Origin of the sequence: Flavobacterium sp. 11 (genome assembly GCF_002754315.1) — a bacterium.
In the GTDB taxonomy this organism is placed as follows: Bacteria; Bacteroidota; Bacteroidia; order Flavobacteriales; family Flavobacteriaceae; genus Flavobacterium; species Flavobacterium algoritolerans.
Genome location: NZ_PEFE01000001.1, coordinates 1,371,336 through 1,384,739 on the forward strand (window position 1 = coordinate 1,371,336; position 13,404 = coordinate 1,384,739).

10 protein-coding genes and 1 tRNA gene are annotated in these 13,404 nt (G+C 33.0%); 5 read left to right on the top strand and 6 right to left on the bottom strand.

Annotation, left to right across the window (positions count from 1 at the left end):
• Positions 1-54 precede the first annotated feature (54 nt).
• Positions 55-351 carry a co-chaperone YbbN gene (locus CLV00_RS05995; RefSeq protein WP_099714276.1) on the top strand — a complete coding sequence of 99 codons (297 nt, stop codon included), beginning with the start codon at positions 55-57 and terminating at the stop codon, positions 349-351.
• 9 nt (positions 352-360) lie between these two features.
• Here the strand turns inward: CLV00_RS05995 and CLV00_RS06000 are convergent, their stop codons facing one another.
• Together CLV00_RS06000 and CLV00_RS06005 are read right to left on the bottom strand one after the other, a co-directional pair.
• Complete coding sequence (locus tag CLV00_RS06000; RefSeq protein WP_099714277.1) at positions 361-1,008, bottom strand: polysaccharide deacetylase family protein; 648 nt, start codon at positions 1,006-1,008, stop codon at positions 361-363.
• Between the two features lie 79 nt (positions 1,009-1,087).
• On the bottom strand, positions 1,088-4,369 hold the full coding sequence (locus tag CLV00_RS06005; RefSeq protein WP_099714278.1) for a DUF2723 domain-containing protein: 3,282 nt from the start codon (positions 4,367-4,369) through the stop codon (positions 1,088-1,090).
• Positions 4,370-4,607: 238 nt separating this feature from the next.
• Between CLV00_RS06005 and CLV00_RS06010 the strand changes: the two genes are divergently transcribed.
• Positions 4,608-4,678: transfer RNA gene (locus CLV00_RS06010), tRNA-Gln, on the top strand.
• 84 nt (positions 4,679-4,762) lie between these two features.
• Here CLV00_RS06010 and CLV00_RS06015 read toward each other — a convergent pair.
• On the bottom strand, positions 4,763-5,587 hold the full coding sequence (locus CLV00_RS06015; RefSeq protein ID WP_099714279.1) for a universal stress protein: 825 nt from the start codon (positions 5,585-5,587) through the stop codon (positions 4,763-4,765).
• Positions 5,588-5,763: 176 nt separating this feature from the next.
• Here CLV00_RS06015 and rimP point away from each other — a divergent pair, with 176 nt between their 5' ends.
• The 3 genes from rimP (at position 5,764) to infB (ending at position 10,505) form a co-directional block, all read left to right on the top strand.
• Positions 5,764-6,228 (top strand): ribosome assembly cofactor RimP, encoded by a 465-nt coding sequence (gene rimP / locus CLV00_RS06020; RefSeq protein ID WP_099714280.1) that lies wholly within the window; start codon positions 5,764-5,766, stop codon positions 6,226-6,228.
• 13 nt (positions 6,229-6,241) lie between these two features.
• Positions 6,242-7,495, top strand: a complete 1,254-nt coding sequence (gene nusA, locus CLV00_RS06025; protein ID WP_099714281.1) for a transcription termination factor NusA — start codon at positions 6,242-6,244, stop codon at positions 7,493-7,495.
• Positions 7,496-7,607: 112 nt separating this feature from the next.
• Positions 7,608-10,505, top strand: a complete 2,898-nt coding sequence (infB, locus tag CLV00_RS06030) for a translation initiation factor IF-2 (protein WP_099714282.1) — start codon at positions 7,608-7,610, stop codon at positions 10,503-10,505.
• Between the two features lie 196 nt (positions 10,506-10,701).
• Here the strand turns inward: infB and CLV00_RS06035 are convergent, their stop codons facing one another.
• From CLV00_RS06035 to CLV00_RS06045, 3 genes are all read right to left on the bottom strand, one after another.
• On the bottom strand, positions 10,702-11,385 hold the full coding sequence (locus CLV00_RS06035; protein ID WP_099714283.1) for a hypothetical protein: 684 nt from the start codon (positions 11,383-11,385) through the stop codon (positions 10,702-10,704).
• A 182-nt stretch (positions 11,386-11,567) separates the two neighbouring features.
• The gene (locus tag CLV00_RS06040; RefSeq protein WP_099714284.1) at positions 11,568-12,299 is read right to left on the bottom strand and encodes a hypothetical protein; all 732 of its coding nucleotides are present in this window, start codon (positions 12,297-12,299) and stop codon (positions 11,568-11,570) included.
• Positions 12,300-12,899: 600 nt separating this feature from the next.
• The gene (locus CLV00_RS06045) at positions 12,900-13,289 is read right to left on the bottom strand and encodes an SPOR domain-containing protein (RefSeq protein WP_099714285.1); all 390 of its coding nucleotides are present in this window, start codon (positions 13,287-13,289) and stop codon (positions 12,900-12,902) included.
• Positions 13,290-13,404 lie beyond the last annotated feature (115 nt).

A 13,404-nucleotide genomic window follows, 5' to 3' on the forward strand; every position in this document is an offset into this window, starting at 1 on the left:
TTGTAAAATAAATATCTCTTTTTAGTGAATTTAAAAAATTAAATTTTTGGTTTTATGTCAAAATTTGGAGAACTTATAAACGCTCAAGTACCTGTGTTAATAGACTTTTACACAGAATGGAATGAGCCTTCAGTTTCAATGCATCCTGTAATTAGAGATGTAGCAGCCGCTCTTGGTGATAAAGCAAAAGTCATAAAGATTGATGTGGATAAAAATCAAGAATTAGCCGATGCTTTGCGCATTAAAGGCTTGCCTACGTTAATGATTTATAAACAAGGTCAAATGATTTGGAGACAATCCGGAGAATTAGATGCGAACACTATTATTAGTATTGTTCAAGAACAATTGTAACGCATTTCATTACAACACCTCACAATTAAAATTGTTTTCTTTTAAATAAGCTAATGTTTTAGGCAATACGTATTCTAAGTTTTTAAAGGCTTTTATACTGTCGTGGAAAACAATAATACTTCCTGGTCTTAGATTTGATGTTGCATTTTCTAAGCATTGTTCTTGCGATAAACTTTGGTCAAAATCAGCACTGAGGACGTCCCACATAATTATTTTATAACCCAGTTTCCTGATTTTTCTAGATTGAGATGCTTTTATCTTGCCATATGGTGGACGAAACAGTTTAGATTTTAGATTAGAAGGACTATTTTTTTGAATCGCTTCTTCGCATAGTCTAGTGTTTTCAATGTAAACTTCGGTTGATGTTTTCCATCCGTTCAAATGATTAAAAGTGTGGTTTCCTATGGAATGACCTTCGCTAATCACCTTTTTGAATATTTCAGTGTTTTTATCAATATTATCTCCAATGCAAAAAAAAGTAGCTTTTACATCGTGCTTTTTTAATTCATCCAAAACCCATTCTGTAACTTCTGGAATAGGCCCATCGTCAAATGTGAGGTAGACTGTCTTAATGTTTCCCGTATTGGAAACATCCCAAGTATAATTTGAGAAAATCTTTTTTATAATCCGACTTGTTTTTATCCAGTACAGTTTCATTTTTTAGTTTTAAAATTAAAAAAAATAGCGACATTTTTCAATATCGCTACCTTTTCTAATTAGAGTTTTCTATTTAAAATTATTCTTTTTCGCGTCCAAAGCGGTCAAACATTTTAATATAAGTATTGAATACAATTTTATTTTTGTTGTAGAAATCTAAATCACCATTTTCTTTCATTACGCTTAAAAGGCTTCTGTATCGCTCAATATCTGTGATGATAGGAATGGCAATACTAGTTTGCTCAGAAGATTTTAGATTGCCATAATAATTAAGGTTTTCTCTGTATTTTAAGATCAATTTGCTTAGCAATTGTTGTGCTTTTAATTTCTCATCAATTTTGTAATATCCGCCAGCAAAAGGTTCTACTAAAGAGTAATAGTCAAAATATTCCAATGGCATTTTTGTCATCGCCAAATCGATAATATTTTTTGCTTTATCTTTTTGTCCTTCAACAATTAATTGATTCATTAATCTGGAAAGGTTGGTTCTGTACGTTATACTATTTCTGCGAGTTTCAGGATCATGGTAAATTTTTGGACTTTCGCCATTGCCCCAATCCCATTTCATAACTTTAGCATACATTTTATCAGAATCAATTTGCCCCATATCAAGTGGACTTGCATCTTTTGACAAAGCGGTTTTTATTGGAACAAGTTTGTATACCATTCCTTCTAATTGAAGATACTCTTTCATCCAGATATAATCTTCGTTGTCAAATGCGCCACCGCTAAAATAGATTGGTCTTTTCCAATTGTTATTAGCAACAATATCAAGCATCATCAATCTGTTTTTGTACAATGCATTTCCTTTTATATCCAAGTCAATGTAAGGAACAATAGAATCATTGTGCTTAGGATTAACCACTTTGTTTTTTATGATTATATTTTTGTCAACAGGAATTCGAATCTTATTTGTAGGATAAAAATGGATTGTTTGTCCGTTTTGCATGTCTACAGTTGATTTTGGATTTTTGATAAAATTGATAAAGTCTTTTATGTCCCAACGGCTTTCAATTTTTGGAATGTGAGCTACATAATCCAGTTTATCCCCTACATATTCATCGTGTGTAAATGAAATAGGAAGAGCATCTGATTCGTATGTTTTAGTTTTCATCTGATCGATATACCAATCAGTCATGAAAAGGCTTGTGTTTACAATTTTGATATCCGTTCTCACTTTTTCAATCTCTTGGGCGTACCAAAGAGGGAACGTATCATTATCACCAATTGTGAATAAAATGGCGTCTGGGTCGCATGATTCCAAATATGCTTTTGCCATTGCAACAGCTGTATATTTACCAGAACGATCGTGATCATCCCAGTTTTGAGAAGCCATAAGAACTGGAGCTGCCAATAAACTTGCTGCAATAATAATTGGACCAGCCAGTTTTGGGGTTAAATATTTCTGGGCACTTTCGTATAATGCATAAACACCAAAGCCTATCCAAATGGCAAATACATAAAAGGAACCTACTAAGGCATAATCTCTTTCTCTAGGTTCGAAAGGCCTTTCGTTCAAGTAGATTTTTAGTGCTATTCCGGTAAAAAGGAATAAGGCGAGTAATACATAGAAACTTTTTAAATCTTTATTGGCATGATACATTAAACCGATTAGGCCAAGTATAAACGGCAGAAAGAAATACACATTTCGACCTTTATTGTTCAATACATCCGAAGGAAGATTGTCTTGGCTTCCTAAGTGTAATTCATCTATAAATGAGATACCACTAAGCCAGTTCCCATCCAGATAGTCGTATTTTCCTTGAATGTCGTTTTGTCTTCCAACAAAATTCCACATCAAGTATCTCCAATACATATAACCAAATTGGTATTCAACCATGAATCCTAAATTGTCAGCAGTTGTAGGTTTTTCTACAATTAAATAATCACCATAGCTTTTCAAGAACGTTACATAACCTTCGTTGTCAATTTGTTTTTGAGCGTAAGCTTGTCTGAATTCGGTAACAATTTTTTCGGTTTCGTTTTTTAGTTGAGCAATCGCTTTGTTGTAATCTTCTTCACTCAACTGACTTGGATCGATACCGTATTTGGCTAAATCATCCTCATATGGATAATCAGGATTTAATCTGAATTGAGGCGGATTTGTAAAATTCATGTAGTTTTCGATGTGCTCACCGCTCCACATTCTTGGCAAAATAGTTTTTTGATTGTTGTCTGAATTTTGCTCGGCATTTTTGAAATTATTTGTAATAATATATTTTCCGGTCTTATAATCTCTTTCGTAATTGGGCGCTTTATCCAGATAAGGATTGTCCTTGTCTAAACCAGCAAACGCTTCTGTGTATTGAGGGCCGTAAAACAAAGGATTTACACCATATTGTTCTCTATTGTAGTAGGCAAGAACTTCGGCAGCATCCGAAGGCTTATTTTCGTTGATTACGGTATTGGCATTTGCTCTGATGGGTAACATCATCCATGTAGAGAAACCAATTAAAATAAATAATATACAAAGGATTATAGTATTGTAGAATGCGAAACCTTTTTGTTTGGTATATTTTAGTCCAAAGTAAAAGAAAGCAATTAAGATTAAAGCTACAAATATAGTTCCTGAGTTAAAAGGTAATCCTAAGCTGTTAACCATGAAAACTTCAGTTTTACCAAAGAATCCCATAGTCAGAGGAAGAAGTAATTTAAAAATAAATAATAAAATAGCGATAACGACAATATTTGCTATGATGAAATTTTTGAGGGTAACTACTTTATAGTTTTTGAAAAAATAAAGGAAACCTATTGCGGGAATTGTTAGTAATGCCATGAAATGAACTCCAAAAGAAAGCCCGACAACAAGAGAGATTATCAGCAGCCATTTATTTCCTCTAGGCTTGTCCATGTCTTGTTCCCAGCGTAAACCCAACCAAAATAATAAGGCAATGAATAAAGATGCCATAGCATATACTTCGGCTTCTACAGCATTGAACCAAAAACTATCTGAAAAAGTATAGGCCAAGGCTCCTACAAATGAACTTCCAAGAATAACAATGTCATTGTTTTTATTCGGGTCTGAAAATCTAGAAACTAATTTTTTCAAGATTATCGATGAAGACCAAAATAAGAATAAAATAGTAAAAGCACTGGAAAATACAGACATCATGTTTACCATTAAGGCAATTTTTGTGTTATCTGAAGCAAACATGGCGAAAAACGCACCAATCATTTGGTATAATGGCGCTCCGGGAGGGTGGCCTACTTCAAGTTTTGCTGCTGTAGCAATGTATTCGCCACAATCCCAAAAACTCATGGTGGGTTCAACAGTTAAAGTGTATGTTAATAATGCTATTCCAAATGTAAACCAACCAATAATTGTATTCCATTTATTGAAATTGAATGCTGCTTTATCCATGTACTAAAATTTAATTTAATTTTGAGTTACAAAGAAAATGTTTTTTTGTTTAACCTTGATAGCATTAACAATATTTTCTGGAAAAGTATTACATTTCAATAACACATTGAGTGTAAAGGTTTTTTGTAATTTTTTCAAGTTGTTTTGAATTTTTAGCAAATTTTTTTTCATAAAAAGGCAAAATAAATTTGTACAAACTAAAATTTATTTTAAATTTGCACTCGCTTAGCAGCAATGCTGGTCTATGGTGTAATGGTAACACAACTGTTTTTGGTGCAGTCTTTCAAGGTTCGAGTCCTTGTAGACCAACGTAAAACCCCTCATTCTTGAGGGGTTTTTTTATGCAATGAATTGAACAGATTGTTTTTGGAGTTTAATTTTCGTCTGGATTGATTAAATCTTGAAAGTTATCACTGGTTTGACAGTGTGGTTTACCAAGTCTTCACTGATGCTTCCATTAAAAAAATGAGCAAATCCAGTTCTTCCATGTGTGCAAAGGCCTATCAGATCGGCATCAATGCTATTGGTAAAATTAATGATTCCGTTTTCTATGTTAACGTCATTGTAAATGTGAGTGGAGTAATTTTCGATTTCAAATGAGGCGATAAAATTTTTCATTATTTCCTCAGACATTTTGGTAGTTTTAAAACTATTGGGTGTGCAAATCGTGACTAAGTATAAATTTGCATTAAATATTTTGGCAAATTCTATCATTTTTTTGAAAGGTTTTTTAGTCTCTTTTGAAAAATCAGAAGCAAATACAAAGTTGTTGAATTTAAAGTCTCGAATATCCTTTTTTATAACCAGTACCGGTATTTCTGAGAGTCGAACCACTTTTTCGGTGTTGGACCCAATGAGTACTTCTTCGATGCCGGAAGTTCCGTGCGAGCCCATCACTATTAAATCAATTTCATTTTTTTTATTAAAAGATAAAATGCCGCTAAAAGCTCTTTCGAATTGTACAGACGCATTTACTGAAATTCCATTCAAGTAGGGCTGTTCCTTGATTTTTTGGAGTGTTTCGTTTGCTTTTTTTATAAATAACATTACTTCAGGAATGCTGCTTCCGCCGGTTATTGCGTCGTTCATTTGGTTAGGTAATTCTAATAAATGTAACAAAAAGATTTCACAATTATTTTTTTTTGCAATTATGGCAGCTACTTTTAAAGCGTTTTCAGCATATTCAGAAAAATCGGTAGGGACTAAAATTCGTTTCATAACTATAAAGTGTTAAATTATGATAAAAACTGTTATTTTAATGCTCCTATAAAGATAAGAAATTATTTTACAGCAATCGATTATTTTAGTTTATAAAAAAAAACACTATATTTGCACCGTTATTTATTAAAATCTAGATAATGAGGGGACTAAATGTCCCCTCTTTTTATAAAAATATGACATTTAAAGAAAAAGTAAATACGTTGTTGACGGAAGGCTTGTTAGAAAAGCCATCAATCTTTTTGATAGACCTTATCATTACGGATGCTTTCAAGGTTATAGTGACTTTGGACGGAGATAATGGAGTGGCACTTCAAGATTGTATCGATGTGAGTAAATTCATAGATAGTAATTTGGATAGAGAGGAACAGGATTACTCTTTAGAAGTAGCTTCAGTAGGAGTTGGGTCTCCATTGAAATTAATAAGACAATACAAGAAAAATATAGGTCGAACATTGATTGTGAAGACTTCGGCTGAAATTATTGAGGCAGAATTAGTTGATGCTAATGATGATTTTGTAATTTTGTCTTGGAAAGCAAGAGAGCCTAAAAAAATAGGAAAAGGGAAAGAAACAGTTCAAAAAGAGCTTAAATTGCCTTACGTAGATATAAAAGAAGCAATTGTTACAGTAACATTTTAATTAAAGAATTCGCATGGAAAATTTAGCATTAATCGATTCATTCTCAGAGTTTAAAGACGATAAACTTATTGATCGTGTAACGCTTATGGCAATTTTGGAAGATGTATTTAGAAATGCATTGAAGAAAAAATACGGTTCAGATGATAATTTTGATATCATTATAAATCCTGATAAAGGAGATATGGAGATATGGCAGAGAAGAGTAATCGTTGCTGATGAAGACTTGGATTTTGATCATCTTGAAATTACGTTGACTGAAGCTAGAAAAATTGAGCCTGATTTCGAAATTGGTGAAGAAGTTTCCGAAGAAGTGAAATTAATTGATTTAGGTAGAAGAGCAATTTTAGCTTTGCGTCAGAATTTAATTTCTAAAATTCATGAACATGATAACACTAATCTTTACAAGCAATTTAAAGATTTAATAGGTGATATCTATACTGCTGAAGTACACCATGTGCGTCCAAGAGTCGTAATTTTGGTTGATGATGAAGGGAATGAGATTATTTTGCCAAAAGAAAAACAAATACCTTCTGACTTTTTCCGTAAGGGAGATAATGTTAGAGGAATAATAGAAAGCGTTGAATTAAAAGGAAATAAACCTCAAATTATTATGTCTAGAACTTCTGAGAAGTTTTTGGAAAAATTATTTGAACAAGAAATTCCTGAAGTATTTGACGGTTTAATCATGGTTAAGAAAGTAGTAAGAATTCCTGGTGAAAAAGCAAAAGTAGCTGTAGATTCTTATGATGACAGAATTGATCCAGTAGGGGCTTGTGTGGGTATGAAAGGATCTCGTATTCACGGAATTGTTCGTGAATTAGGAAACGAAAATATAGATGTTATCAATTATACAAGTAACATTCAGTTGTATATCACGAGAGCATTAAGTCCAGCAAAAGTATCTTCTATTAAGATAAATGAAGAAACAAAAAGAGCAGAAGTTTTCTTGAAGCTTGAAGAAGTTTCAAAAGCAATTGGTCGTGGTGGACACAACATTAAATTAGCGGGTTTATTGACTGGTTATGAGCTAGACGTTATTCGTGAAGGTGATATTGCAGGTGCTACAGCTGATGAGGATGATGTTGAATTGACTGAGTTTTCAGATGAAATTGAAGACTGGGTTATTGAAGAATTTGCAAAAATTGGTTTGGATACAGCAAAAAGTATCTTAAAACAAGAAGTAGAAGATTTAGTAAGAAGAACAGACCTGGAAGAGGAAACGATTCTAGATGTAATGAGAATATTGAAAGAAGAATTTGACAGTTAGTCAATGTGTCTTCAACGATAAACATGCCACTTTACAATTAATTCTTGCTCGGTAGGTATCGGGTTGGGAGTAAAGTGAGGAATAACAAAAAAGGTAATAATAAAAAGGTTTTATGTCTGAAGAGAGAATTATTAGAATAAACAAAGTTTTAAGGGAATTGAATATTTCTTTAGAAAGAGCTGTGGATTATCTAAAAGATAAGGGGATTGCTATTGAAGCAAATCCAAACGCAAAAATTTCTGATGATGTATACAATGTCTTGTGCGGTCAGTTTGCAGGTGACAAAGGGAATAAGGAGGCTTCTAAAGAAGTAGGGGAAGAGAAAAGAAAAGAAAAAGAAGCTTTGCGTTTAGAACGAGAGAAAGAAATCGAAGACAAACGTAAAATTGAGGAAGAGCGAGTAAAACAACAAGAGGTTATAAAAGCGAGAGCAATTATATCTGGTCCGGTTCAAGTGGGTAAGATTGATCTTAATCCAAAAAAACCATCAATCGTTGCGCCTGAAAAAGCTGTTGAAAAAGCAGAAGCTCCAGTAGCTAATGCACCTGAAGTAAAAGCTGTCTCAAAAGAAGTTTCACCTGAGAAACCGTCAACTGAAAAGCCGTCAACTGAGAAACCTGTTTCAGACAAAAAAGAGGTAAAACCTATTGTTGGGATAAAAGAGGTTAAAACAGAAACTCCTAAAGAAGTTCCTGCTGAACCAAAAGTGGTTGCAAAAACCGAGACAGTTAAAGTTGATGAAGCTCCTGTTGATGAAACCATCACTACGCAATATCAAAAACTATCGGGAACTACTTTAACGGGTCAGATAATTGATTTATCTCAATTCAACAAACCGAAAAAGAAAAAAGAAGAACCGAAAATCACTCCGAATAAACCGGGTGCTCCAGGTTCGGCTGCAGCCAATGCAAATAAAAACAAGCGTAAAAGGATTGCTCCTAAACCGGGTGCTCCTAGACCGCCTGCAACACCGGGAGTTCCTGGTGCGCCAAATCCTAACAAGATTACACCTAATACAGGTGGTGGTGGATTCAATGCAAACAGAAGTGCAAGACCTGGTTTTGTAAAAGGAAACAGACCTGCCATTGTTGCAAAAGTGGAGCCTACTGAGGAAGAGGTTAAAAATCAAATTAGAGAGACTTTAGAGAAACTGCAAGGTAAAGGTGGTAAATCTAAAGCGGCTAAATATAGAAGAGATAAAAGAGATACGCACCGTCAGAAATCTGATGATGAGCAAAGAGCTATTGACGAAGGAAGTAAAACTATTAAGGTTACTGAGTTTGTTACTGTAGGTGAAATTGCCATCATGATGGATGTGCCAATTACTAAAGTTATTGGTACGTGTATGTCACTTGGAATCATGGTTACCATGAACCAACGTCTTGACGCAGAAACGTTGACTATCGTTGCTGACGAATTTGGTTATGAAGTTGAATTTATCACTGTAGACATCGAAGAAGCAATTCAAGTTGTTGAAGACAGAGAAGAAGATTTAGTTTTCAGAGCGCCAATTGTAACCGTAATGGGTCACGTCGATCACGGTAAGACATCGTTACTGGATTACATTCGTAAAGAAAATGTAATCGCAGGGGAGTCTGGAGGAATTACACAGCATATTGGTGCCTACGGAGTAACTTTGGATAACGGACAAAAAATTGCATTCTTAGATACACCGGGTCACGAAGCGTTTACTGCGATGCGTGCGCGTGGTGCTCAAGTTACAGATATTGCTATTATTGTGATTGCAGCTGATGATGACATCATGCCGCAAACTAAAGAGGCAATTAGCCATGCTCAGGCAGCTGGAGTTCCTATCATATTTGCTATCAATAAAATTGATAAGCCAAATGCTAATCCTGAAAAAGTAAAAGAAAGATTAGCAGGTATGAATTTACTTGTTGAAGACTGGGGTGGAAAAATTCAATCACATGATATTTCTGCGAAAGTAGGAACAGGTGTAAAAGAATTATTAGAAAAAGTATTGTTAGAAGCAGAACTTTTAGATTTGAAAGCAAATCCAAATAAAGCGGCTTCTGGAACTGTTGTTGAGGCTTTCCTTGACAAAGGAAAAGGATATGTTTCTACGATATTAGTTCAAAACGGAACTTTGAAAATTGGAGATTATATGTTAGCTGGTAAGCATCATGGTAAAATTAAAGCCATGCATGATGAAAGAGGGAATATAGTTACTGTAGCGGGTCCTTCGACTCCGGTTTCAGTTCTAGGTCTTGATGGAGCAGCAACTGCGGGTGATAAGTTCAATATTTTTGAAGACGAAAAAGAGGCAAAACAAATTGCATCTAAACGTTCTCAATTAATGCGTGAGCAATCCGTACGTACACAACGTCATATTACATTAGATGAAATTGGACGTAGAATTGCATTGGGTCAATTTAAAGAATTGAACATTATCCTTAAAGGAGATGTTGATGGTTCTGTTGAAGCATTGTCTGATTCGTTCTCTAAATTATCTACTGAAGAAATTCAAATTAATATTATCCATAAAGGTGTTGGAGCAATTACTGAAACTGACGTAATGTTGGCTTCTGCTTCAGATGCAATTATTATTGGATTTAATGTTCGTCCTGCTGGAAATGCAAGACAATTAGCTGACAAAGAGGAAATCGATATCCGTTACTACTCTATTATTTACGCTGCTATCGATGACTTGAAAGATGCAATGGAAGGAATGCTAGCTCCAGAGATGAAAGAAGAAATTCTGGGTACAGCTGAAATTAGAGAGATATTCAAAATCTCGAAAGTGGGTTCAATTGCAGGATGTATGGTTATGGATGGTAAAATTGTCCGAAGCGCTAAAATGAGAATTATTAGAGAAGGTGTAGTTGTCTTTACAGGAGAGCTTTTAGCACTGAAACGTTTCAAAGACGATGTGAAAGAAGTAGCCAAAGGTTACGATTGTGGTATTCAAGTAAAAGGATACAACGACATCGAAGAAAGAGATGTTATTGAATCGTACCATGAAGTTGCTGTTAAAAAGAAATTGAAATAAAATTTCAATATATTATAATTAAAATCCCGATTCATTCGGGATTTTTTTATTTTTAAATCGAAAAATAAGTAAATTAAAATTGGTCTATAGGAGTATATTTTTGCTTAATTATAATTTTTTTATGATATGTATAACTATGTTTCCGATTAGTTTGTGGGTGATTATTTATCTTTACAAGGCACTTTAAAAACCTATTTCAGTACACAATTTTTATATTCGGTGTATCTACTTCCTCTAAAGAGCTATAGGTAAAAATGAACAAACTACCATTATAAAGTGTATAAGTGTATTGCACATCTTGTGGTAATTGAGATGATTCATGAATTACCTCTTCCCAATTGGCTGAATTATCTCTTTTTATGTAAATTCGAAAAACGTTGCCAGCTGGTAAACGGCTATAGATATTTTTAATTTCTAGATGACATCCCATTGGGCAAACCCAAGCCATATCTTTTAATATGATCTCATCATTGTTTCCGGACATTTCACCAACAGTTACTCTAACTATGTCTTTTCCTGTTAATCCTTTGTTGTCCGTGATTGTTAATTCAAATTCATAAATCCCTTTTTCAAGTTTGCTTAACTTGGTTCTGAGTACATTTGGATTTTCTAAAATGTAGGAAGAAGGTCCAGATATTTTTTTCCAAAGTACGTTTTCAATTGTAATGCTTTCGGGCGCATTGTAAACTCCGGATAGCCAGCAAAAATCTGTGGGCAGTAATACTTGAATATCTCCGCCTGCATAGCTCAGTGGCGATAAGTTTGATGGTTTTGTAATTACAGGAGAGGGAGTATTAGAGAGAGTTTCTTCGGTACATCCACTAATAATAAGTAATGTTGTAATGGAAATCAAAAGCCCGTATAAATTAATCCGTTTCATAATATTAAGATTTAAATGTGTGAATGCAGTTCTTTTTTTTCTATTAAGTAGGTAGCTAATTTTTGGGTTTTGATTATTGGATTTTTTTCATTTAGCGAGAATATTATTTATGTTTATGATAGTAAATTTGTGCATTTTTAAAAGATGAATATTGATTTTGTACTTCACCTTATAAATCTATTTCAGTACACAATTTTTACAGATGGCGTATCGTTGGTATCCGTTCCATAATAAAAAATATATAAACTACCATAAGTATACATGCCACCACCATCTGGCCTAGTCTCTACAAAATATTCATACTTAATTCCTGCATTTTCTAAAATAGATGCTACTTCTTCCCATTGCGAGTTATTCTCCCTTTGAATATATACTTTAAAACTATTTTGAGGAATTAGTAGATTGAAATCTTTTATTTCAATAGTGCTATACCAAGGGAAAATCCATTTTCTATCTTTAAAAATTATTTCCTTCGAGTTTTCTGATATTTCACCCACAATAACTCTTACAGTGTCTTTACCGGTTAATCCATTAGTATTAGTAACAGTTAATTCAAATTCATAAATTCCTTTCTCGAGATTGCTTACTTTTGTTTTAATTGAATTAGGATTTTCTAATTTATAACTAGAAGGACCTGATTTTTTTTTCCATTGAATTTTTGCATTATTTAAATTGATAATTTCACCTTGTATTCCTCTGGCAATATAATAGCCGCTTAAAATTAAAAATTTAGAGTCAGATGATAATATTACTTGTATGTCATCTCCCGCAGACACATTTAATTTGATGTTTTGTGTTGTCGGAAGTGTATTTATGGGGGTAACATTGTAGATGTTGTCATCTTCTGTACAGCCACTATTTATAAGTAGTGTTGCACTAAAAAGTAAAAGACCATATAAATTAATCGTTTTCATAGCAATAAGATTTAGATGTGTGATTAGACTTCTTTTTTTCTATTATTCAGGTTGTCAATAATGTGGTTTTAGGGATTTACTTATAAATATTTATAATTTAATGAAATTAAAATATTCATAAGTAATTAAATATCAATTTTTTATAAAAAAAATAACATACTAAATTTAAGAAATATTTATTGGAATAATCTTAAAACTATATTAAAGACCAAATTATAAATGTGCAAACAAATATCCTCTAACTATTGTAATGGTAGGTCAAACAAAATAAAGTCTACCTAGCTTTTTAGAATTATTATTTCGGATTGTTAGTAGTTTTTGTTTCTTTTATTCTACGTAGCGTTTGAGTATTGAGGTAGTCAGTTTGTTGCCTCAATGCTTTCTACTTGAAAACGCAAGTCGGATAGTGTTGGCGGTGGTAAAAAGAGTTTTTTTCTTTATTAAAGTGTTTTGGTAATTTTCTTTCTAAGATTTGTTCTTTTGTAATGTGTTTCTTGTGGCAACTATTTAACAAAAAAGCAACCCTGTATGGGTTGCTTTTTTGTTTGCTTCTTATTGTAGATTTCTTTTGGTAGATTGAATTTAGGAGAAAGATAAATTTTATTTATTAGGCTTTATTAAATGTACATTGCTGTAGCTTTTTTTAATTTCGATGAGATTTCGTTCTGCTTCAATTCGTGTTTTGAAATTCCCAACCCAAACTTTGTAATTTGGCGTAAAGAAAATAATAGTTCCATCAATGTCTCTGAATTCTTGCTTAAAATCATTTAACGTTTTTTTTGCTTTTTCGCTGTCTCCACTGAAAATTTGAATTTTATAATAGTCATTTACAGTGTTTGAAACATTTGTTTTTCTCTTTTCATTTAATAATTGTTCAAATTTAGAGTCTTGATTTACCCTGATGTTTCCGTCTTGGGCATATGCATTACTATAGGAAATAAATAAGGTAAGAGAGATAAAAAATGCTTTTCTAAGGGCTAAAATTCTCATAATGTGATTGTTTTTGTGCAAAAGTAATATTTAATGACTGATAGCAAATACTAAATGTTATTTAGAATTAATATAAATTGAAATTAAGACTATTTTAAGGTTTTGAGAATAGTTC

What these genes read in the sequence shown, in the direction of transcription:
- CLV00_RS06000 (WP_099714277.1), bottom strand. Translation starts at nt 1,008, where the DNA reads ATGAAACTGTACTGGATAAAAACAAGTCGGATTATAAAAAAGATTTTC.
- CLV00_RS06035 (WP_099714283.1), bottom strand. Translation starts at nt 11,385, where the DNA reads ATGAAACGGATTAATTTATACGGGCTTTTGATTTCCATTACAACATTA.
- nusA (WP_099714281.1), top strand. Translation starts at nt 6,242, where the DNA reads ATGGAAAATTTAGCATTAATCGATTCATTCTCAGAGTTTAAAGACGAT.
- CLV00_RS06005 (WP_099714278.1), bottom strand. Translation starts at nt 4,369, where the DNA reads ATGGATAAAGCAGCATTCAATTTCAATAAATGGAATACAATTATTGGT.
- CLV00_RS06015 (WP_099714279.1), bottom strand. Translation starts at nt 5,587, where the DNA reads ATGAAACGAATTTTAGTCCCTACCGATTTTTCTGAATATGCTGAAAAC.
- CLV00_RS06045 (WP_099714285.1), bottom strand. Translation starts at nt 13,289, where the DNA reads ATGAGAATTTTAGCCCTTAGAAAAGCATTTTTTATCTCTCTTACCTTA.
- rimP (WP_099714280.1), top strand. Translation starts at nt 5,764, where the DNA reads ATGACATTTAAAGAAAAAGTAAATACGTTGTTGACGGAAGGCTTGTTA.
- CLV00_RS05995 (WP_099714276.1), top strand. Translation starts at nt 55, where the DNA reads ATGTCAAAATTTGGAGAACTTATAAACGCTCAAGTACCTGTGTTAATA.
- CLV00_RS06040 (WP_099714284.1), bottom strand. Translation starts at nt 12,299, where the DNA reads ATGAAAACGATTAATTTATATGGTCTTTTACTTTTTAGTGCAACACTA.
- infB (WP_099714282.1), top strand. Translation starts at nt 7,608, where the DNA reads ATGTCTGAAGAGAGAATTATTAGAATAAACAAAGTTTTAAGGGAATTG.